Origin of the sequence: Myroides phaeus (assembly GCF_900099675.1) — a bacterium.
GTDB classification, from domain to species: Bacteria; Bacteroidota; Bacteroidia; order Flavobacteriales; family Flavobacteriaceae; genus Flavobacterium; species Flavobacterium phaeum.
Map to the genome: position 1 here is coordinate 12,442 of NZ_FNDQ01000027.1, position 21,500 is coordinate 33,941.

The 21,500-nt window shown below is 33.2% G+C and carries 13 protein-coding genes; 8 read left to right on the top strand and 5 right to left on the bottom strand.

Annotated features, from left to right (window positions below; translation table 11 throughout):
- The first annotated feature begins 39 nt into the window (after positions 1 to 39).
- Positions 40 to 3,099 (top strand): DNA polymerase III subunit alpha, encoded by a 3,060-nt coding sequence (locus tag BLT46_RS11465; RefSeq protein WP_090410258.1) that lies wholly within the window; start codon positions 40 to 42, stop codon positions 3,097 to 3,099.
- Between the two features lie 60 nt (positions 3,100 to 3,159).
- Here the strand turns inward: BLT46_RS11465 and BLT46_RS11470 are convergent, their stop codons facing one another.
- A complete protein-coding gene (locus tag BLT46_RS11470; protein ID WP_090410259.1) occupies positions 3,160 to 3,360 on the bottom strand; it encodes a hypothetical protein in 201 nt (66 codons plus the stop codon).
- Between the two features lie 328 nt (positions 3,361 to 3,688).
- Between BLT46_RS11470 and BLT46_RS11475 the strand changes: the two genes are divergently transcribed.
- The 7 genes from BLT46_RS11475 (at position 3,689) to BLT46_RS11505 (ending at position 14,375) form a co-directional block, all read left to right on the top strand.
- Positions 3,689 to 4,306: a hypothetical protein gene (locus tag BLT46_RS11475; protein WP_245722983.1), complete on the top strand. Its 618-nt coding sequence runs from the start codon at positions 3,689 to 3,691 to the stop codon at positions 4,304 to 4,306.
- 639 nt (positions 4,307 to 4,945) lie between these two features.
- On the top strand, positions 4,946 to 5,797 hold the full coding sequence (locus tag BLT46_RS11480) for an NAD(P)-dependent oxidoreductase (protein ID WP_090410260.1): 852 nt from the start codon (positions 4,946 to 4,948) through the stop codon (positions 5,795 to 5,797).
- Positions 5,798 to 5,814: 17 nt separating this feature from the next.
- Positions 5,815 to 6,630: a 2,3,4,5-tetrahydropyridine-2,6-dicarboxylate N-succinyltransferase gene (locus BLT46_RS11485; protein WP_090410261.1), complete on the top strand. Its 816-nt coding sequence runs from the start codon at positions 5,815 to 5,817 to the stop codon at positions 6,628 to 6,630.
- Positions 6,631 to 6,706: 76 nt separating this feature from the next.
- A complete protein-coding gene (locus tag BLT46_RS11490; protein WP_090410262.1) occupies positions 6,707 to 8,569 on the top strand; it encodes an LTA synthase family protein in 1,863 nt (620 codons plus the stop codon).
- 146 nt (positions 8,570 to 8,715) lie between these two features.
- Positions 8,716 to 9,480, top strand: a complete 765-nt coding sequence (locus BLT46_RS11495; RefSeq protein WP_090410263.1) for a glycosyltransferase family 2 protein — start codon at positions 8,716 to 8,718, stop codon at positions 9,478 to 9,480.
- A gap of 335 nt (positions 9,481 to 9,815) precedes the next feature.
- Positions 9,816 to 13,487 (top strand): phosphoribosylformylglycinamidine synthase, encoded by a 3,672-nt coding sequence (gene purL, locus BLT46_RS11500; RefSeq protein WP_090410264.1) that lies wholly within the window; start codon positions 9,816 to 9,818, stop codon positions 13,485 to 13,487.
- Positions 13,488 to 13,901: 414 nt separating this feature from the next.
- Positions 13,902 to 14,375 carry a DUF4265 domain-containing protein gene (locus BLT46_RS11505; protein ID WP_090410265.1) on the top strand — a complete coding sequence of 158 codons (474 nt, stop codon included), beginning with the start codon at positions 13,902 to 13,904 and terminating at the stop codon, positions 14,373 to 14,375.
- Between the two features lie 69 nt (positions 14,376 to 14,444).
- Here BLT46_RS11505 and BLT46_RS11510 read toward each other — a convergent pair whose 3' ends face one another.
- The 4 genes from BLT46_RS11510 to argS all read right to left on the bottom strand — a co-directional run bounded on the left by BLT46_RS11510 (position 14,445) and on the right by argS (position 20,827).
- Complete coding sequence (locus tag BLT46_RS11510) at positions 14,445 to 16,106, bottom strand: MBOAT family O-acyltransferase (RefSeq protein ID WP_090410266.1); 1,662 nt, start codon at positions 16,104 to 16,106, stop codon at positions 14,445 to 14,447.
- Complete coding sequence (locus BLT46_RS11515; protein WP_090410267.1) at positions 16,107 to 17,540, bottom strand: LysM peptidoglycan-binding domain-containing protein; 1,434 nt, start codon at positions 17,538 to 17,540, stop codon at positions 16,107 to 16,109.
- Positions 17,533 to 18,987: an SGNH/GDSL hydrolase family protein gene (locus BLT46_RS11520; RefSeq protein WP_394332446.1), complete on the bottom strand. Its 1,455-nt coding sequence runs from the start codon at positions 18,985 to 18,987 to the stop codon at positions 17,533 to 17,535. Before BLT46_RS11520 ends, BLT46_RS11515 begins: the two co-directional genes overlap by 8 nt.
- Before the next feature lie 61 nt (positions 18,988 to 19,048).
- Positions 19,049 to 20,827, bottom strand: coding sequence for an arginine--tRNA ligase (gene argS / locus BLT46_RS11525; protein ID WP_090410268.1), 1,779 nt, complete (start codon positions 20,825 to 20,827; stop codon positions 19,049 to 19,051).
- Positions 20,828 to 21,500 lie beyond the last annotated feature (673 nt).

Below are 21,500 nucleotides of genomic sequence, written 5' to 3' on the forward strand. Positions count from 1 at the left end.
AATTCAACTACCTAATATAAAAACACATTCCCTTAAACAATGTTTCTAAATTGTCACTCCTATTACAGCCTTCGCTATGGTACTATTCCGTTAGAGCAATTAGTTTCTTTAGGTGAACATCACCAAGTTTCTTGTTTAACCTTAACAGATATCAATACGTTTAATGGTATATACGACTTTATTCAGCTATGCACTAAAGCAAACATAAAGCCATTGGTAGGTGTTGAGTTTAGACAAGACAATGAGTTATGCTATATTGGTATAGCTAAAAATCAAAGCGGAATGGCTGAAATGAGTGAATTATTAACCACGCATAACGAACTTGCTACTCCCCTTTCTGTTATTGCTCCTGACTTTGAAAATACTATTGTTATATATCCGCTATCAGCAGCGTTTACACAACTCAAAGAAAATGAATACATCGGAATAAAAGCCTCTCAACTCAATTTACTTTATCAACCAAAGTGGAGAGAATTGTTGTCTAAAATGGTAGTCTTACATCCTGTTACCCATCAAAACAATCAAGAGTATGGACTCCATCAAATACTGCGTGCAATTGATAGAAATACACTTGTTTCTAAACTTGATCAACGCGATTGTTCACACCCTGATGAGATGATGATTAACGAGCAGGTATTACTTGATTTATTTAAAGACTACCCTGAGATAATTGCCAATACACAACAACTGATAGAACAATGTCAATTCTCTTTTGAGTTTAGAAAGCCGAGAAATAAACGTTTCTATACCGATAATCAACAAACAGATATGGACTTACTGACTCGTTTGGCATATCAAGGAATGGAGCGTATTTATGGACAAAATCACCCACAAGCAATGGCGCGGGTAGAAAAAGAACTAAAGGTAATTAATGATTTGGCTTTTTCTGGTTACTTCTTAATCACTTGGGATATTATACAGTACAGCAATGCTATGGGATTTATGCACATTGGTCGTGGTAGTGGAGCCAATAGCATTGTAGGCTACTGCCTTGGAATTACCAATGTATGCCCATTAGAACTGGACCTGTACTTTGAGCGTTTTTTAAATGAGAATAGAAAGACACCTCCCGACTTTGACATTGATTGGTCGTGGAAAGATAGAGATACAATCCTCAAATACATTTTCACAAAATACGGCAAAGGACACGTGGCTTTTTGTGGTGCTATGTCAACTTTTAAATACCGTTCTATTCTACGAGAAATAGGTAAAGTTTACGGATTACCCAAAGAAGAATTGGATAGTCTAACCCGTAATTCGATGGAGCAACACGACCCTAATAGTATTATTCAACTCATTCATCAATACGGACAAATGTTAGAAGGTTTTCCTAATCAGCGCACTATGCATCCGTGTGGTGTCTTGATTTCAGAAGAGCCTATGACAAACTATACTGCCTTAGATTATCCTCCCAAAGGGTTTCCTGTGGCACAATTTGATATGCACATTGCTGAAGATATTGGCTTTGATAAATTTGATATTCTTAGTCAACGAGGCATTGGCCATATTGAAGAAGCAGTTCAACTCATTAAAAAGAATAAAAACATTACAGTAGATATTCGAAATATTGCTCTATCGAAAGATGAAACACAAACAAATGAATATTTACAAATAGGCAATACAGTTGGATGCTTTTATATTGAAAGTCCTGCTATGAGAGGTTTATTAAGACGCCTAAAATGTAACAACTACAAAATATTAGTAGCTGCCTCTTCTATTATACGTCCTGGTGTAGCCCAAAGTGGGATGATGCAGGAATATATCTTTCGCCATAACAACCCCGGACAATTTGAGTACTTCCACCAAGTATTTCAAGAACAATTAGGAGAGACTTATGGTATTATGGTTTACCAAGAAGACGTTATTAAAATAGCACTACACTATGGAGGCTTACACCCTGCTGATGGTGATATACTGCGTAGAGCAATGAGTGGAAAAAGCCGTTCTAAAGATGCTTTATTGGCAATCAAACAGCGTTTTTTTGAACATTGTGATGCAAAAGGACACGCACGTGGCTTAAGTGAGGAAATTTATAGACAGATTGAGTCCTTTGCAGGGTATTCTTTTTGTAAGGCACACTCTGCCTCTTATGCTATTGAAAGTTACCAAAGTTTGTATTTAAAAGTATATTATCCTTTAGAGTTCATTACTGCGGTAATCAATAATCAAGGGGGCTTTTATAGAACAGAGGTTTATGTACACGAAGCAAAAATGGCTGGAGCTAAGATACACACTCCTTGTATCAACCAAAGCAATTGGGAAACTACTTTATACAACAATGATCTTTATTTAGGTCTTATGTTTATTCAAGGTGTGAATGCGGATTTAATTAAAGAAATAATAGAAGAACGCACTATAAACGGGAATTATCTATCTCTTTCAGATTTTATTCAACGAGTACCAATAGGATTAGAAACCTTGCAAAGCCTAATTTTTATAGGTGCTTTTCAATGTATGGGAAAACAAAAAAATGAGTTATTAATTCAAGCGAGATTATTATTAGTGCGTTACAAACCAGATACCTCACCTACTTTGTTACAAGAGCCAATACAAGAATACACTTTTCCTACTTTAGAAAGGTCTGCTTTTGAAGATGCCTTTGACGAAATAGAACTACTTGGTTTTCCTGTTTCCTGTACTCCTTTTGACTTGCTAAAAACAAAATTTAGAGGAGATTTGATGGTAAGTGATTTGCTAAAAAACCACAAAAAAACAGTGCGAATGTTAGCTTATCTCATTGCGCGTAAACACGTTCCTACAGCAAGAGGAACAATGTATTTTGGAACTTGGGTAGATGCTAATGGTCATTATTTTGACACTGTACACTTTCCTGATAGTTTAGAAACTTATCCTTTTCAAGGAGGAGGTTGTTATTTGCTATTAGGAACGGTTGAAGTTGAATATCACTTTCCAAATGTACAAATACAGAAAATGGCTAAATTGCCTTTTATTGCTGACCCACGCTATCATTATAACGATGATCAAAACAAGACAACACAAAATAAAATCAAAGAAGATGTTAGTTTAACAAATCGCCCACCTTATCCAAAAGCGACTGAAATAAACTTACCACGCCATAGAATGAAGTTTAAGAAATAGTATTATACAATTTAATCCTTTTACATAAAAAAAGCACCTCAGATGAGGTGCTTTCCAATATTACGAATTAATTAAACTTAAAGAGTCGTGTAATTCAGGCTTTTCCTGAACATATCCGCTTACCCATTGCTCTAATTGATCTAAATCATAAGGCAATAAATGGTTTATAGCTTTTTGAAGTTCTTTGTAAAACAGCTTAGGATCAAAGCTGACATTTTCAAGAACAGTTCTTGCGAAATCAAACATTAATCGTGTTTTCATATCTGTAACTTATTTCATATTACTATAGTAAACATACTGATTTTCCATTATAAAAATAATTTATCCTTTAAATTTTAATACAACTTTAGCACTTCAATTTTATCTTTAAATTATTCTGCAATCACAAACAATAAAGTTTGCTATTTACTCGTTTATATTGTCTATTACTAATGTAATAATTAAAAAATATCAGTATTTACTTCCTCCGCCTACATTCTTAATAGCTTAAAAAAACAACTACAAATATTGTTAAAATAACTTCATACAATAATTTTTTATCCAAATTAATTAGCCGTAATTTGAACTAAACATTAATACGTTTAGTGATATGAACTTTATGAAAAAAGTAGATTGGGCTCGTTTAGGAATTATTGCCTGCACGATTATTTTTTTAATAACTGCGGTTACATTTGAAATCTTTGAACTTCATACGTTACCAGCTCAGTTTTTCGGAACATTATTAGGAGTTGTAATAACAGCAATTATAACCGTCTTACTATTACAAGGCCAAACAAAAAGTGAAGAAAGACGCGAAAGACACCTAATGGTTTTTGAGAAAAAACAAGAAATTTTCTTTCAATTCTTAACGCAACTAAACACTATTTTACAAAAAGACAACTTGACTGTTCACCTTAGCCCAGAAAAAACATTAGCAAAAGAAGTACACAATTTACAGGACTTACTATTTGAATTTGGTTTTTTACAAATGCACACATCAGCGGAAACTTTTGATAAAGTTCTTGGCTTAGTAGGGAATTTAATTGAAGAAAGTAACAAAATAAAGGCATTAGACTCTAAGTCTAAAGAAGCATTGACACAATATTATTCTGTACTAACTAATGATTTTTTTGCTATAGTTGCTTTGCTTAAAAGCGAACTATACAGAGAGTTATCTCCACATATAGATAAACATAAAATAGATAGAATTATTAAACTGTCGTTTTAACTCAAAGCTATCTTAGAAAAAAAGTAATAGTTCAACCATTAACAAATTGAACAAGAAATCCTATTTTCATAAACAGTCTATAAAACAAAAACACTCCTATTTTTGAAAATTAAAAAGCTTTTTTTATAAAAACTATACTTTTCATTTCCCTTTTTTACCCTTTTTCTTCTAAAAAAAGTAAAAAACAATTCATTTTTATTCCTTTAAAAAAAAACAGCACACAAACACGCAAACACCTAACAAACAACACATTAAAGCAATAAAAAACATTTAAACTGGAGATTTCTTGTTTATTCTCAACTTTACTTACCCTCAGCATACACAAGGCTTTATAAACAATTCTCTGACAATAGTCCGACTATCCTCCGAGAATACTGGCTTGAGAACTATTTTGTCGGACAATAGTCAGAGGATCCTCGAAGGAGTCTCACATTGTCCGTTAAAATTTATGCCTAAAAATAGAGAAAACAATACGCTATTATATCATTTTAAACTGCTCATATCAAATTTCAGTTATATACAAGATAAATTAATTTACCCCATTTTTAAATCTATAAAAACAGTATAAGAAAGCCCAATTTTTTATGCTTATATTTGCTCTTAATAAGAATTACGTCTAATCAAAAAGTATATACATTTATGAAAACGACTGGGTGGATAGGGTTAGGAAATATGGGAACTCCTATGGCTGCTAACCTTTTAAAAGCAGGATATAAAGTTAATATCTATTTAAGAGATCCAAGTAAGCAATCTCCTCTCCTTTCTGATGGAGCAAATGGACTTGCTGAGTTAAACAACTTTATTGAACAGACAGACGTTATTTTCTTAACATTGCCAAATGATAGTATTACAGAAGATACTTTTACAAGGATACTTTCAACTAATATCAGTGGTAAAACTTTTATCAATAGCAGTACCATTTCACCTGGCCTTGCTCAAAAACTGCATCATGCAGTCTCAGTAAAAGAAGGGATTTATATTGATGCTCCTGTTTCAGGAAGTGTAAAACCTGCAATAGACGGTACGCTTTCTTTTCTTGTAGGTGGAGAGCAACAAGCATATACAGAGAATATTCCTTTTTTCGAAATAATGGGAAAACATCACTATTATTTAGGACAAGCAGGAAGCGGTAGTAAAGCTAAATTGGCAATTAACTATTATATGTCTGTTGTTGTACAAGGCTTAGCCGAAACAGTATTATTTGCAGAAGAAAATGGTATTTCACGTGAAATGATGACGGCTATAGTAAATGATGGAGCTTGTGGTTCTGGAATGAGTAAAATCAAAACAGCTCCTATTTTAAAAGATGAATACCCTGCTGCTTTTCCTTTGAAATTTATGCTTAAAGACTTGCGCTTAGCTCAAGCAGAAGGTTGGAATACAGACTTAATTAATGCGGCTGAAAAAATGTTTAACAAGGCGAGTGAACAAGGTCTTGCAGAACAAGATTTAATGGCAGTAATTAAAGCAATAAAAGAACAATTAAACTAAATATAATCCTTTAGGAAATGAATAATTTACAAGAAATCATAGAAAGAGCGTGGGATGATCGTTCTTTATTACAAAATACAGAAACACAAAATGCTATTCGCGAAGTAGTAGAACTAATCGATTCAGGTAAACTACGTGTAGCAGAACCAAAAGGTGATGATTGGCAAATCAACGAATGGGTAAAAAAAGCCGTTGTTCTTTATTTCCCTATTCAAAAAATGGAAACATTAGAAGCAGGTATTTTCGAATATCACGATAAAATGCCTTTAAAGAAAAGCTATGCTGAAAAAGGTATTCGCGTTGTTCCTAACGCTGTTGCACGTCACGGAGCTTATATTTCTTCGGGTGTTATCTTAATGCCTTCATACGTTAATATCGGAGCTTATGTTGATGCAGGAACAATGGTTGATACTTGGGCAACTGTGGGTTCTTGTGCTCAAATAGGTAAAAATGTACACTTATCAGGTGGAGTCGGAATTGGTGGTGTGTTAGAACCATTACAAGCAGCACCAGTAATTATTGAAGACAATGCTTTCATTGGTTCTCGTTGTATCGTAGTTGAAGGAGTACGCGTTGGAAAAGAAGCTGTTTTAGGAGCAAATGTTGTATTAACGGCATCTACTAAAATTATTGATGTAACAGGAGAAACTCCAGTTGAAATCAAAGGATATGTTCCTGAAAGATCTGTTGTTATCCCAGGTTCTTATACTAAAAAATTCCCTGCTGGAGAGTTTCAAGTTCCTTGTGCTTTAATTATTGGACAAAGAAAACCATCAACGGATTTAAAAACATCATTAAACGACGCGTTAAGAGAATATAACGTAGCTGTTTAATTTTAACTGAAAAAATATTTTTGAAAACAGAGTAATTATACTCTGTTTTCTTTTATTATACACTAATTGTAACTGTATGAATAAGGTTTTATCTCAAAATCTACTTGTTTTTACTAAAAGATTTTTCTTAATCTTCCTATTTTATCAACTTTGTAGAATAGGTTTCTATTTCTATAACGCACATCTTTTGGACCCATGGAATTCTAAAATATTAATGGGAGGAATTAGATTTGACTTAGCTGCTCTTGGCTTTATCAATATGCCTTTTGCTTTGTTACACTTAATTCCTGGTAATTTTCAAAATAACAAAGCTTATCAAAAAGTATTATTTTACAGTTTTTTTATAGTAAATATATTTATACTATGTTTAAATTTTGTTGATTATGAATATTTTAAATTTATTGGAAGAAGAAGTTCTTATTCGTTTATAACAGCATCTGGAATGGAACAGGAATTGCCTGGACTATTAAAAAATTTCATTGTTGAATTTTGGTGGATTCCGCTATTTATTTTCTTAACATTTTTATCTTTCTGGTACATTTATAGAAAAATTAAATACCAAGTTCATTATAGTAGCTTTAATGTTATAGGTTTAATCACAGCATTAGTTGTAACTGGTATTATGCTTGTATTGGGCAGAGGTGGTTTACAAGAAAAACCTATTCGCTTAGTTGATGCTTCACAATATGGTGGATTGAAAAATACAGCATTAGTACTAAATACCCCTTTCTCTGTTTTAAAAACTATGGGGAAAAGTGAAAACTTAGAAGACATTAATTTTTATTCAAATGAAGAGTTAAATAAAATATTTAACCCTATTCAAGAATTTAAATATGATAGCATAAACAAAAAAAATGTTGTTTTACTAATTGTAGAAAGTTTTGGTAGAGAAACTATGCATAGAGGTTTAACTCCTTTTATGGATTCATTAGCTCTTAATAGTCATTTCTTTGAAAACGGTTTTGCTAATGGTAAAGTTTCAATTGACGCTGTGCCATCATCTATTTCAAGCATCCCAAGTTTAATGAACAGAACTTTCATCACATCAAGTTATGCTTTAAATGATGTTTACGCTTTGCCAAAAATATTAAATGAACAGGGATACTATACAGCATTTTTTCACGGTGCATTTAATGGCTCTCAAAACTTTGACCAATATGCTAATGTAGCTGGTTTTAAAGATTATTTTGGAAAAAATGAATACGAAGGCCCTGAAGCATTTGATGGATCATGGGGAATATTTGATGAAGAGTTTTTACAATTTTTTGCTAAAAAACTTGACGGAATTAAACAACCATTCTTCACAACCTTATTTACTATCTCTTCTCACAATCCTTATACTATTCCAGAGAAATACAAAGGTAAATTTCCAAAAGGAGAAGCTAATATACACGAATCTATTGCTTATGCTGATTATTCTTTGAAACAATTCTTTGAAACCGCAAAAACAAAAGATTGGTATAACAATACTATTTTTATAATCACTGCGGATCATACATCTTCAGAACCACAAGAAGATATTTGGAAAAGTAATGTAGGTATGTTTAGAATTCCAATTTTATTCTTCGCTCCTGGTGACGAAACAATTCCTGTTGAAAAAGTGGAAAAAAGTTTTCAGCAAATTGATATTCTTCCAAGCTTAATGGACTACTTACAAATCAATACTAAAATAGTTAGTTACGGTAAGTCTTTTAGATCAGACAAGGATTTTGTGGTAAACTACTTAAACAATATTTATAACTACGAAAAAGGGGATTACTATTTAGCTTTTGACGGGAAAAAGTCATTAGGATTGTATAATTGGAAACTTGATCCTACTTTAAAGAACAATCTAATTGATCAAGAACCTGAGAAATTAGTAGAAATGGAAACTTTTATAAAAGCTTATATCCAATCGTTTAACTATAGGGTGAAGAATAATATGTTGATAATAAAATAACCTTAAACACACAGGAGGGGTACTCACATTTATTTAGCACTTCTATTTTATACAAAAAATAAAAAAATAACGTTGTATTACTTTAAATACTACTTTTGTCAAGTAGTTTAAAATACAACGTCTTTTAATACAAATCATTTTTATAAATGTCTAATAAAATAACGCTACTTATACCAACAAAAAATGAAGCTGAACGCATTAGTAAATGTGTACTTTCTGCTAATAAGTTAGCTGATGAAATTATTGTTGTAGATTCTTTTAGTACTGACGATACTGTATTAATTGCTGAGTCTTTAGATGCAAAAGTAATTCAAAGACACTTTGACAATTATTCAAATCAAAAAAATTGGGCTTTATCACACATTTCAAATAATTGGGTATTATTATTAGATGCAGATGAGTGTTTAACTCCTGAATTATTTCAAGAAATTCAGGAGTTAATAAACTCAAAAGAGTTAGAAAACTTTGATGCTTATTGGTTTCATAGACAAAACCACTTTTTTAATAGACCTATTAATTATAGTGGTTACCAAAATGATAAAGTTATAAGACTTTTTAATAAAAGTAAATGTAGTTACGTCAAAATGGTTCATGAGCAACTTATTGTAAATGGTAAAATAGGTCTTTTAAAAAATAAGCTTTATCATAATACTTATAGAGGATTTGACTTTCATATTCAAAAACTAAGTAACTACGCTACATTACAAGCTCTTGATTACAATAAAAAAACAACGAACTTAAACTTTTATCACTTTATCCTCAAACCTGGGTATCGCTTTTTCAAGCATTACATACTCCAACAAGGTTTCCGAGATGGAGTTCCTGGTATTATAATGTCTTGTTTAGGAAGTTATGCTGTGTTTTTACGCTATGTAAAACTATGGATGCTAAGAAATAATATTGACAAATAAAATAAGAGCCTTTCACAATGTGATGGGCTCTTATTGTTTCATACGTAATCTTTTAAAATAATAAAGACAATTAACCTTTTGTCATACAATCATAACATAGATTATTTAATCCAATGAGCAAGATTATCATTAAAGTAATTAACATAATAAAACTATATCACAAACTATAAAAAAACACGTGTTTTGCTATAAAATACCTAACTATAAAACAATAAGTTACCATCTATTGTAATACAACAAAAAAGCACCTAATTAGGTAAAAACAATTATTTTTAAATTGACATTTTTTAACCTATTTTTGTGCATCACAACAACAACTAAATATTATTAACGTAATGATTCATTTCTTCGAAAACCCTTCGAAAATGTTCTATGCTGCACAAGTAGAGAACGATTTATCTAATGAAGATATCCAAAAGTTAAACTGGTTATTTGGCAATGCCAAGCACTTAAACGAGAAGACAATCAATGCTAAATTTGTAGGTCCACGCGCAACTATGGTTACTCCATGGAGTACTAATGCTGTGGAAATCACTCAAAATATGGGGATCAAAGGTATCATCCGTATTGAAGAGTTCTATAAAGCTGACGAATGTGAGTCGTTTGACCCTATGCTGGCACAAGAATACAACGAGTTAAACCAAGATATCTTCGCAATTAACATCGCTCCGGAAGCAATCATCTATATTGATGATATTGCTGCTTACAACCAACAAGAGGGATTAGCACTAAACGAAGAAGAGGTTACGTATTTAAACAACCTTGCTGAAAAATTAGGACGAAAACTAACGGATTCTGAAGTTTTTGGGTTCTCTCAAGTTAACTCTGAACACTGTCGTCACAAAATTTTCAATGGTACTTTCGTAATAGACGGAGTTGAGCAACCAACTTCTCTATTCAAATTAATTAAGAAAACATCTGAAACAAATCCTAATGATATTGTTTCAGCTTATAAAGATAATGTTGCTTTTGTCAAAGGACCTAAAGTAACGCAGTTTGCTCCTAAATCAGCAGACAAACCTGACTTTTATGCAGAAACAGAATTCGACTCTGTTATCTCTTTAAAAGCAGAAACTCACAACTTCCCTACTACTGTTGAACCTTTCAATGGTGCTGCTACTGGTTCTGGTGGAGAAATCCGCGACCGTTTAGCAGGTGGACAAGGTTCTTTACCGCTTGCCGGAACTGCCATCTATATGACTTCTTATTCAAGATTAGAAGAAAACCGTCCTTGGGAAAAAGCAATGGATGAAAGAGCTTGGTTATACCAAACACCTATTGATATCTTAATCAAAGCTTCTAATGGTGCTTCTGACTTTGGTAACAAATTTGGACAACCTTTAATTACGGGGTCTATCCTTACATTTGAACACGAAGAAGAGGCTCGTAAACTTGGTTTTGACAAGGTAATTATGCAAGCTGGTGGTATTGGATATGGTAAATTAGACCAAGCTATCAAACACAAACCTGAAGAAGGTGACCAAATCGTAATCCTTGGTGGTGAGAACTATAGAATTGGTATGGGAGGTGCGGCTGTATCTTCTGCTAATACGGGGGCTTTTGGTTCTGGTATCGAGCTTAATGCTATTCAACGTTCTAACCCTGAAATGCAAAAAAGAGCGGCTAACGCTATCCGCGGTATGGTTGAAGCCGAACACAATCCAATTGTGTCTATTCACGACCACGGTGCGGGTGGACATTTAAACTGTTTGTCTGAACTTGTTGAGGAAACGGGTGGTAATATCGACTTAGATAAATTACCTGTTGGTGACCCTACTCTATCTGCTAAAGAAACTATTGGTAACGAGTCTCAAGAAAGAATGGGATTAGTTATTGGTAAAAAAGATATTGATACTTTAGCGCGTATTGCTGAAAGAGAACGTGCGCCAATGTACACTGTTGGTGAGGTTACAAATGACGACCGTTTTACAATTGAATCGAAAACAACTGGTGCTAAACCAATGGATTTTGAACTTAATGATATGTTTGGTAGTTCACCAAAAACAATTATGGAGGACAAAACTATTGAACGCGTTTATGCTGATTTAGATTATTCTGTTGCTAATGTTGCTCAATACTTAGACCAATTACTACAATTAGAAGCTGTTGGTTCTAAAGATTGGTTAACTAATAAAGTTGACCGTTGTGTTGGTGGCCGTGTGGCTAAACAACAATGTGTGGGTACATTACAATTGCCTTTGAACAACCTTGGTGCTATGGCACTTGACTTCAAAGGAAAAGAAGGTATTGCTACTACGGTTGGACACGCTCCTGTTGTAGCTTTAATAAACCCTGCTGCAGGAAGTAGAAATGCTATTGCTGAATCATTGTCTAACATTGTATGGGCGCCATTAAAAGATGGTATCAACAAGATTTCTTTGTCTGCTAACTGGATGTGGGCTTGTAACAATCCTGGTGAAGATGCTCGTTTATACGAAGCTGTAAAAGCTTGTTCTGACTTCGCAATTGAGTTAGGTATTAACATCCCTACTGGAAAAGATTCTTTGTCTATGAAACAAAAATATCCTAATGACGAAGTTATTGCTCCAGGTACTGTTATTATTTCAGCAGCGGCAAACTGTACTGATATTACTAAAATTGTAGAACCTGTTTTAAACAAAAACGCTGGTTCTATCTACTATATCAACTTGTCTAAAGATAGTTTCAAATTAGGAGGTTCTTCTTTTGCACAAATCTTAAACAAAATTGGTCAAGACGCTCCTACTATTCAGGATGCTGCTTACTTTAAAAATGCTTTCAATACAATTCAAGAGTTAATCGTTGATGAGCAAATTGCTGCTGGTCACGATATCGGAAGTGGTGGTTTAATTACTTCTTTATTGGAATTGACTTTTGCTGATGTTAATTTAGGTGCTAAATATGACTTAACTGCATTGAATGAAAAAGACACTGTGAAAGCATTGTTCAACGAAAACATAGCATTAATCGTTCAGGCAAAAGATGATAAAGCTTTTGAAACTGCAATGAATGCAAAAGGTGTTGAGGCTGTAAAAATTGGTCAGGTTACAACTGATGAAAAAGTTAGCTTTACAAATGGCGCTGACCACTTCGAATTCAGTGTGCCAACATTGAGAGATACTTGGTTTAAAACATCTTATTTGTTAGACCAAAAACAAACTAAAAACAACAAGGCTACGGATCGTTTCAACAACTATAAAGTACAACCTTTACAGTTTAACTTCCCAGCACAGTTCGACGGTAAAAAACCTGTAATTGACGCTTCTAAACCTCGTCCTAAAGCGGCTATTATCCGTGAAAAAGGAAGTAACTCTGAAAGAGAAGTTGCTAACGCAATGTACTTAGCTGGTTTTGATGTAAAAGACGTTCATATGACAGACCTTATCTCTGGTAGAGAAACATTAGAAGACATCCAATTTATTGGTGCTGTTGGTGGTTTCTCAAACTCAGACGTATTAGGTTCTGCAAAAGGATGGGCTGGTGCTTTTATGTACAACGAAAAAGCAAATACAGCATTAAAGAACTTCTTTGCAAGAAAAGATACACTTTCTGTAGGTATTTGTAATGGTTGTCAGTTGTTCATGGAATTAGAGTTGATCAACCCTGAACACCCAGTTCACGGTAAGATGAAACACAATGATTCTCAAAAACACGAGAGTAACTTTACGTCTGTTACTATTCAAGAAAATAATTCGATTATGCTTTCTACTTTAGCTGGAAGTACATTAGGAGTATGGATTTCTCACGGTGAAGGTAAGTTTAACTTACCAGAAACAGAGGATAAATACAATATCGTAGGTAAATATGCTTATGAAGCTTATCCTGCTAACCCTAATGGTTCTGATTATAACACAGCAATGATGTGTGATACTACAGGACGTCACTTAGTAATGATGCCTCATATTGAGCGTTCATTATTCCAATGGCACTGGGCTAATTATCCTGAAGGAAGAAAAGATGAAGTCTCTCCTTGGATGGAAGCATTTGTTAATGCAAGAAAATGGATTGAAGAAAACAATTCTAACTAATAGATACTTAAAACGCCTTCTTTTTCAGAAGGCGTTTTTTTTGTTTATTTCTTTCACAGAATAAACTTATCCTCTTCAATAAAATAGTGATGAATACTCTTGTATACCAACAATACACGTATGCTTGGTTCTGATAGCTTACGGAGCTTCAACCAATAAGTTACTAAAAGATATATTCTTCTTATTATCGCAAACTACTCCTTAACGATAAACTTTAAAGATGTTTTAAAGTACAACAAGTAAGTAAATCATAAGCCTTAAACTAAAAGGATAGTCATTATAATTACTCATAAACCACAATTAAACCATAAAATCGAAAACCTCTTTATCTATTAATTCATAATTACATTATCTTTGACAAATAAAATACCGTATGGAAGCTCGGTATAAACTAATAGAATTAATTATTACGCAATGGAAGATCAATATCAACAAATTTTAGTTAGATATTATAGTAATGTCTTAGAAGAAAATACAGTAGAAACTTTTTGGGGTAAAGTAGTAGATGAAAAAGAAGGTTTGTATCAAGTAGACAATATTCCTTTTTATGGACCAGATTTTTCTTGCGATGATGTAGTGTTTGCAGAATACGACGAAACTGAAAAAACTTTAACTTACCGCTATGTTGCAAAAGCATCGGGTAATTCAACGGTACAAGTTATTGTTCAAAATGAAAAATACAACCTTGAAGATTTATATAATGAAATCTTATATGCAGGGACTGAAATTGAAGTACTAAGTGATCAATACTTTGTTATTAACGTACCTAATAAAACAGATTACAAAAACGTTGTTGCTATCTTAGCTGAATTAGAAGACGAAACAGTTATTACTTATGCAGAACCTCTTTTAGCCCCTAAACACAGTGCTGATTTAAGATCTAAATAAGATTATATACATCATAAAAAATCCCATTTACTTTCTTGTAAACGGGATTTTTTTATATAACTCTTTATCTTAAAACTGGAAGTAAATAAAAGGTTGTGGACCAGCTGTTGCCGTAGCGTACACTACCCAAAATACTAATCCCAATACAACTGCTTTTACAAACATTGGGGCTACGCAAAACATTTGGTTTGGTATAGCCATCCACGATTTTGGAATATAATGCCAGATAAACCCAATGAAGATTAATAAGAAAGCATTCTTATAGCCCATAATGATTGTTGACCACGCATTCCAATCAAATTCCAATTGACCTATATTATAAATTACATTTAACGCTGTGTCAAATGATGTTGCTCTAAAGAATATCCAACAAAACGTAACAAAGTGAAATGTAATGAAGATTGAAACTATTTTCCATACAAATGACGGTTCTTTACCTTTTGCACGTGGAAACAACTCCATAAACATTTTGTGGACTGCTAATGCTATTCCGTGTAATGCTCCCCATACAATAAAACGCAAACTTGCTCCGTGCCATAACCCTCCAAGCAACATTGTTGTAAATAGGTTAAAGTTGGTAAATAAACTCTTATTTTTATCTTTTGACAATACTATCGTTAAAGCAAAAACCACTACTGATGCTCCTGCTATAATCAATGGTATCGCACTTTGTTCTAAGTAATAAACTCCCCACCCTATTATTCCTGCAAAGAATAATCCTGGAAAGAAATACCCTCCAAAACTACCATTTCTATTACCTCCCACAGATATATATAAGAAATCCTTTAACCAAGTAGATAGTGATATATGCCAACGTCTCCAGAATTCTGTAATAGACATTGATTGATATGGAACATTAAAGTTCATCGGCAAGCGATATCCCATCAATAAAGCAATACCAATTGCCATATCTGAGTATCCTGAGAAATCACAGTAAATCTGAATAGCATATCCATAAGAAGCAATTAAGTTTTCAAATGCTGTGTAACTATTAGGAGCGTCAAATACTCGGTCAACAAAATTAATTGAAATATAATCAGATATCACTGCCTTTTTTAACACCCCTCCAATGATCAATAACATCCCCTCATTTACGTGATCTCTTGTTACGTGTATATTAGAGTATATCTGAGGAATAAAGTCCTTAGCACGTACAATTGGACCTGCTACTAATTGAGGGAAGAACGAAATAAAGAACAAATAGTCTAAAAAGTTCTTCGTTGGCTCTATTTCCTTGCGGTATATCTCTATAATATAACTTATCGATTGGAACGTAAAAAACGAAATACCAACAGGTAGGATAATATCATCTAAATGCCATTGTGAATTAGCAATAAAATTAAATCCATCTAAAAAGAAGTTAGTGTATTTAAAATACCCCAATAATCCTAAGTTTACAATAATACTAATCGTTAAGAGCAATCGCTTTTTAACCGAATTATCTGTATCATTAATAATTTTAGCAAAGTAATAATCCATTAAAGATGAACCCACTAAAATAAGGAAGTACATTCCACTTGACTTATAATAGAAGAAAAGTGAAAAGATTACAACGTATAATAAACGCACGTGAAAGGTTTTCCTCATCAAAATATAGAAGAGGTAAAACACGATAAACAAACCTAAAAACAAACCTGAGTTAAACAACAAAGGCTCCTTTGGGTTAAAAGTAAACCAATTGATTACTTCATCAATGGTAAAACTCGGTATCTCAATATTAAATAGACTCATTTACTTTAAAGCACTATTTTGTTTGACAAATTGATTGTACGCATCCATCAGGGCTTCATAAAATAAATCCCCTGTATAGTTATATCCTTTTACAGAATAATGAACTAAGTCCTTAGATAATAACCCTTCATCTCTTAAAGAAGCAAGAGCTAATGATCCTCCTAAATTATAATAAGTATCCCAAACTGCATACTTCCCTTTAATTCCGTTAATAATAATCTCATTTGCTAAAGCAGATGCTACCGTATTAGGATTATTTTTTGAAAAGTATGACGGTGGCGGTGTAGTTAATAACACGCTGGCATTGGGAGCTACCTGTTTCACTTTTGCAAGAAAAGCATTCACTTGGTCTTGAAAATCTTTTGAATCCATTCTATCGAATGACTCATTCGTTCCCATTGACACAATAATCAAATCAGCCTCTAATCCTTTTAACTGCTCGAAAAACAGATTGTATTTTAAATAGTCTGAAAAACGAGCACCATTAACACCAATTGTGTGATATAAAATACCTGATTTATCGTTTTCTAACACTACTCCATTCAAGTCATACGCTTCTGCTTGTTTATTTGAATAGAAGTAAATACGGTCTAACTCTTGCCCTAATTCAAATGTATGAAAAACGTCTTCTTTCTTTCCAGATAGTTCGTTAAACACACTTTTAGAAACAGATACAGCTTCTCTTTCTTTTGTAGGAATACTCAATTTTTTCCCTGCGTGAATAACATTGTTTTTCATACTATTTGCCTTTTTAATTTCAGGAATAGTAGTGTTGTATTTTCTCGCTATACTCGATAAAGACTCACCGCTCTTAATTTGGTGTGATATCTTTTTAGGAGCAGATGATTCTAAAAACACCTTCTCTCGAGTTGTTCCTACTTTCAAAGACTCGTCATTCTTGGGTGTAAATACTTTCATACGGGAAAACCCATAACTTGCATCGCGAACACTAAGCTCAATTACAAGGTCTTTGTTTTCAGTTGAAAGAGCAATACCACTCAATCCGACATTAGCTCCTTTTACAGGAAAGATATTTCTATAACTCGACCATTCTGCATTAGAAGAATATCGTACTAAAGAATTTCCGTTTGTCTTGGCTAATTTATAAGGAAAGGCAAAACCCAATCCCCCGTTTCCAAATTTATCTTGAAGCAGCGATCTCATACGTCCACTGAAAAAATCAGCTTGAATATGTGAGTCCCCAATATGAACTATGTTCACTTTTTTATTCTTACTCCCTTTTAACATTTCAAGTTTTGTAAAAAAAGAGTTTAGTTGTTCTGGATAGTAAACCTTGTTTTTGATTATTCCATTATTGCTGTCAGAATCGACTACCTCACTATTGTCTGTTAAAGTAGGAGCTTGATCCTGTGCAAATAAATTGAAACCACAAAAAAGACTTACTAAAAATATAGCAATTCTATTTTTACTCATTTCCTAAGTGCTGTTGCTCTTTATTAGTGTTTTTCTCTACATCACTCCCTTGAGCAGTTTCTGTTTTCACTGGTGATGTAGTTGTTTTATTTCCGTTTTTCTTCTTGTAATCCTCATAGCCTTCCTCAAGTTGCTTAAAAATCATTTGAGCAATAACTTGAGCCCCTCTATGGTTGAAGTGCGTATAATCTTTATTTGCTTTTGTTGGCGCTTCCTCTACCCATTTAATCATAGAACCAGAGCCACCCATCGCTTGATATAAGTTAAAGAAACCAGCGTGAGCTTCCATTGCATAAGCTCTTTGAGCCTTCATTAATGGAACAACGGCAGAATCCGTTCTCATCTCTGTTTCGTACTTAGTTGACTTATCAGCGGTTGAAATAACCAAAATATTAGCTTTAGGAAAACTTTGTTTTAAATGCGCTACTACCTTGTTCATCTGTTTTGTGTACCAAGAATAGTTCAGTGAACCGTAGTTTAAAACATTCGCTCCATAGTGTAAAATAATTAAGCTATAGTCCAAATTATTCTGATACTTCTGCATCAAGCTAACTTTAAACAAAGACAAAGGCAAACCAGAGTTACCTCTACTTGAGAAGTTATCTACTTGCACTCCTGAATTTGCACTGAAGTCCATTCCGTAAATAGGAATAGAATCTGCGTGCTTAAACATCAGTTTCACTTGTTTAACAGAACCATCTGCAATTTTAAGCTTATTTAATTCTGAGTTGATGCTCAACTTTTTAGTAATCGTATCCTTACCAATGATAACGAGTACTTCACCTCTCTTATTATTAGAAGCTCCATAATATAAAGTAGGACTATTTAATGAGGTCATATTCTTAATATTCCCCGCTTGATAACTTACCCACGTTGGACGTATACTATCTTTCACAAAATATACTTGACCAGACACACCGAATGGTTTTTGTGGTCTTTTCACATTCAAGTACGATTGCATTTTCCAGTTGTTTGAATATCGGTGTATTACAGACTGACGAGATTGTGCAGATTCTGACATAATCGATACATATCCTACTCCACTACCCCCGTACTTACTTTGATAGTTTTTTCTAAGATCTTGCACAATCAAATCTCCATCTGTCATCGAATCTCCGTAATAGGCAATACGCACTCTCTTTCCTTGTGCTTGCTCTACAGCATATAGTCTTGCAAAGAAAGACTCTAAATATGCCATTCCCTTGAATGAATTTACATCTTCATTACTCAAGATATCCTCTTCAGTTACATAGACAACGCTTTCGTCAAATTTAACTACAGAATCCTTCTTCACTTTTGAATCAACAATTCCTGTACCTCCTTCAACATTCTGAATAGCCTCAAGCATTAAACTATCCACAACAATATTACTTGTTTTTATAGGTTCTTCACTGAATAACTTCTTTGGCAAATTTCCCTTAAAAAACAAAAAAAAGCCACTTGCCATTACTATAATGGCAAGTGACTGAAATATATATGATTTTTCTACTTTCACAGAAACATAAAAATTACATACGCTCAGGCACAGCGATTCCTAACAATGCAAATGCATCGTTAATCACCAAACCTACTTTTTGAGACAATTGAACTCTAAATACCTTTAAAGTCATATTTTCTTCTCCTAAGATAGAAACCGTCTGATAGAAAGAGTTGTACTCTCTAACTAACTCGTAAACATAATTTGCTATTAAAGCTGGACTATACGTACGCGCTGCATCCTGAATTACCACTGGGAATTCTTCTAACAACTTCAATAATTCTTTTTCTTTTGGATCTAAAATGATATCCGTAATCTCTTGTGTACAATCGAAATCTGCTTTACGTAAAATAGATTGGATACGTGCATATGTATATTGGATAAACGGCCCTGTATTCCCTGCAAAATCAACCGATTCTTCTGGGTTAAACAAAATACGTTTCTTAGGATCTACTTTTAAAATATAATATTTAAGAGCTCCTAATCCAATTGTATTAAACAATACACTTTTCTCTTCTTCAGAATACCCATCTAATTTACCTAACTCTTCAGAGATAGTTTTAGCTGTATTCGTCATCTCATCCATCAAATCATCAGCATCTACAACAGTCCCTTCTCTACTCTTCATTTTTCCTGAAGGTAAATCAACCATTCCGTATGATAAGTGATATAAGCTTTCAGCCCAATCAAAACCTAAACGTTTTAAGATTAAGAATAATACTTTAAAGTGATAATCTTGTTCATTACCTACAGTATAAACCATACCACCTACATCTCCAAAGTCTTTTACACGTTGGATAGCAGTACCAATATCTTGCGTCATATAAACAGAAGTACCATCACCTCTTAATACAAGCTTTTCATCTAATCCTTCGTCAGAAAGATCAATCCAAACAGAATTATCTTCTTTTTTATAGAAAACACCCTGCTCTAATCCTTTCTCGACAACGTCTTTACCTAATAAATAAGTATCACTTTCAAAGTAGTTTTTGTCGAAATCAACACCTAAATTTTTGTAAGAAACAGCAAATCCATCATAAACCCATTGATTCATCATATTCCATAAATCAATAACTTCAGGTTTATTTGCCTCCCAATCCACAAGCATTTGTTTTGCTTCTTTAATAATTGGCGCTTCTTTTTTAGCATCATCTTCAGACATACCTTGCTCCATCAATTCCTTGATTTGAGCTTTGTATTCAACGTCAAATTTAACGTAGTAATTTCCTACTAATTTATCTCCTTTAAGTCCAGTTGACTCAGGAGTCTCTCCATTACCATATTTTTGCCAAGCCAACATAGACTTACAAATATGGATTCCTCTATCATTAATAATTTGTGTTTTGAATACTTTCTTACCTGAAGCTTTTAAAATTTCAGCTACAGAGTATCCTAATAAGTTATTTCTAACGTGTCCTAAGTGCAAAGGTTTGTTTGTATTTGGAGAAGAATACTCTACCAATACTGATTTATCTCCTTCTTTTGGTTCAACATACCCGAAGTGTTCTACATTTCGAATACCGTTAAAAAATGAAATATAGTAACTATCTGAAACAACTAAGTTCAAAAATCCTTTAACTACATTAAACCGTTCAATTACGTTCGTATTCTCTACTAAATATTCACCAATTTTAGTACCTATTTCTACTGGATTCCCTTTAATCTGTCTTAAAAAAGGGAAAATAACTACTGTAATATCGCCTTCGAACTCTTTTCTTGTTGCTTGGTACTCAACTTTTTCAACGGTTACCCCGTATAATTGTTGAACTGCCTTTTCAATCTGCGGAGTTAAAATCTGATTTAATGTCATTTTTTTCAATTTATTAAGAAGCAAAGATAATTTATATTTCCACAATTTAGGAACAGAAAGCAAGGAATTTAAGCTATCAAAAAAGAAATATCTTCAAAATGGTATTAAACCAATAACCTATTTTAGTAGTATCTATAGAAAATGAGCAGACCTGGCTAATAATTGTTATTTAATACGCCTATTAACTAAAAGAACAGCCTTTAAAGTATTATCACTACAAGCTTCTTTTATACATATTCCACACAAACACCACACAAGTACCACACATCTTCGAGAAATAGTCCCTTTTTCCGAGCCTCTGTGGTACTTATGTGGTAGATGTCTCGAACATAGTGCGTTTAAAACTACACTTTGATATGTACTTTATCGCACGTAAAAGCCAATGCTTTAAATTTTGAATATGCATTTATTTTATTTCTTATAGAACCGTGTTGTTCATATTTAGTTTCTAACGTTTATATTTAAGTTCTTCTTCTTTTTTTGATTAGCTAAACTTTAGACATAAACAAAATCTATAGGCTTAATCCAGTAAAGGCGCAAATAGAAAGGTATTCGAAAAGACTATTATAATTGAAACACTGGATCAGGTGCAAAAGTTGGGGACTAAGCAAAAAGTTTCGTCAATCTAAACAGGAAAAATGACTTATCTCTTACACCTCTATACATCATTCTA

Bases quoted from the DNA above. Each gene is read 5' to 3' on its own strand.
- BLT46_RS11465 (WP_090410258.1), top strand. From the start codon at position 40: ATGTTTCTAAATTGTCACTCCTATTACAGCCTTCGCTATGGTACTATT.
- BLT46_RS11470 (WP_090410259.1), bottom strand. From the start codon at position 3,360: ATGAAAACACGATTAATGTTTGATTTCGCAAGAACTGTTCTTGAAAAT.
- BLT46_RS11475 (WP_245722983.1), top strand. From the start codon at position 3,689: ATGAACTTTATGAAAAAAGTAGATTGGGCTCGTTTAGGAATTATTGCC.
- BLT46_RS11480 (WP_090410260.1), top strand. From the start codon at position 4,946: ATGAAAACGACTGGGTGGATAGGGTTAGGAAATATGGGAACTCCTATG.
- BLT46_RS11485 (WP_090410261.1), top strand. From the start codon at position 5,815: ATGAATAATTTACAAGAAATCATAGAAAGAGCGTGGGATGATCGTTCT.
- BLT46_RS11490 (WP_090410262.1), top strand. From the start codon at position 6,707: ATGAATAAGGTTTTATCTCAAAATCTACTTGTTTTTACTAAAAGATTT.
- BLT46_RS11495 (WP_090410263.1), top strand. From the start codon at position 8,716: ATGTCTAATAAAATAACGCTACTTATACCAACAAAAAATGAAGCTGAA.
- purL (WP_090410264.1), top strand. From the start codon at position 9,816: ATGATTCATTTCTTCGAAAACCCTTCGAAAATGTTCTATGCTGCACAA.
- BLT46_RS11505 (WP_090410265.1), top strand. From the start codon at position 13,902: ATGGAAGATCAATATCAACAAATTTTAGTTAGATATTATAGTAATGTC.
- BLT46_RS11510 (WP_090410266.1), bottom strand. From the start codon at position 16,106: ATGAGTCTATTTAATATTGAGATACCGAGTTTTACCATTGATGAAGTA.
- BLT46_RS11515 (WP_090410267.1), bottom strand. From the start codon at position 17,540: ATGAGTAAAAATAGAATTGCTATATTTTTAGTAAGTCTTTTTTGTGGT.
- BLT46_RS11520 (WP_394332446.1), bottom strand. From the start codon at position 18,987: ATGGCAAGTGGCTTTTTTTTGTTTTTTAAGGGAAATTTGCCAAAGAAG.
- argS (WP_090410268.1), bottom strand. From the start codon at position 20,827: ATGACATTAAATCAGATTTTAACTCCGCAGATTGAAAAGGCAGTTCAA.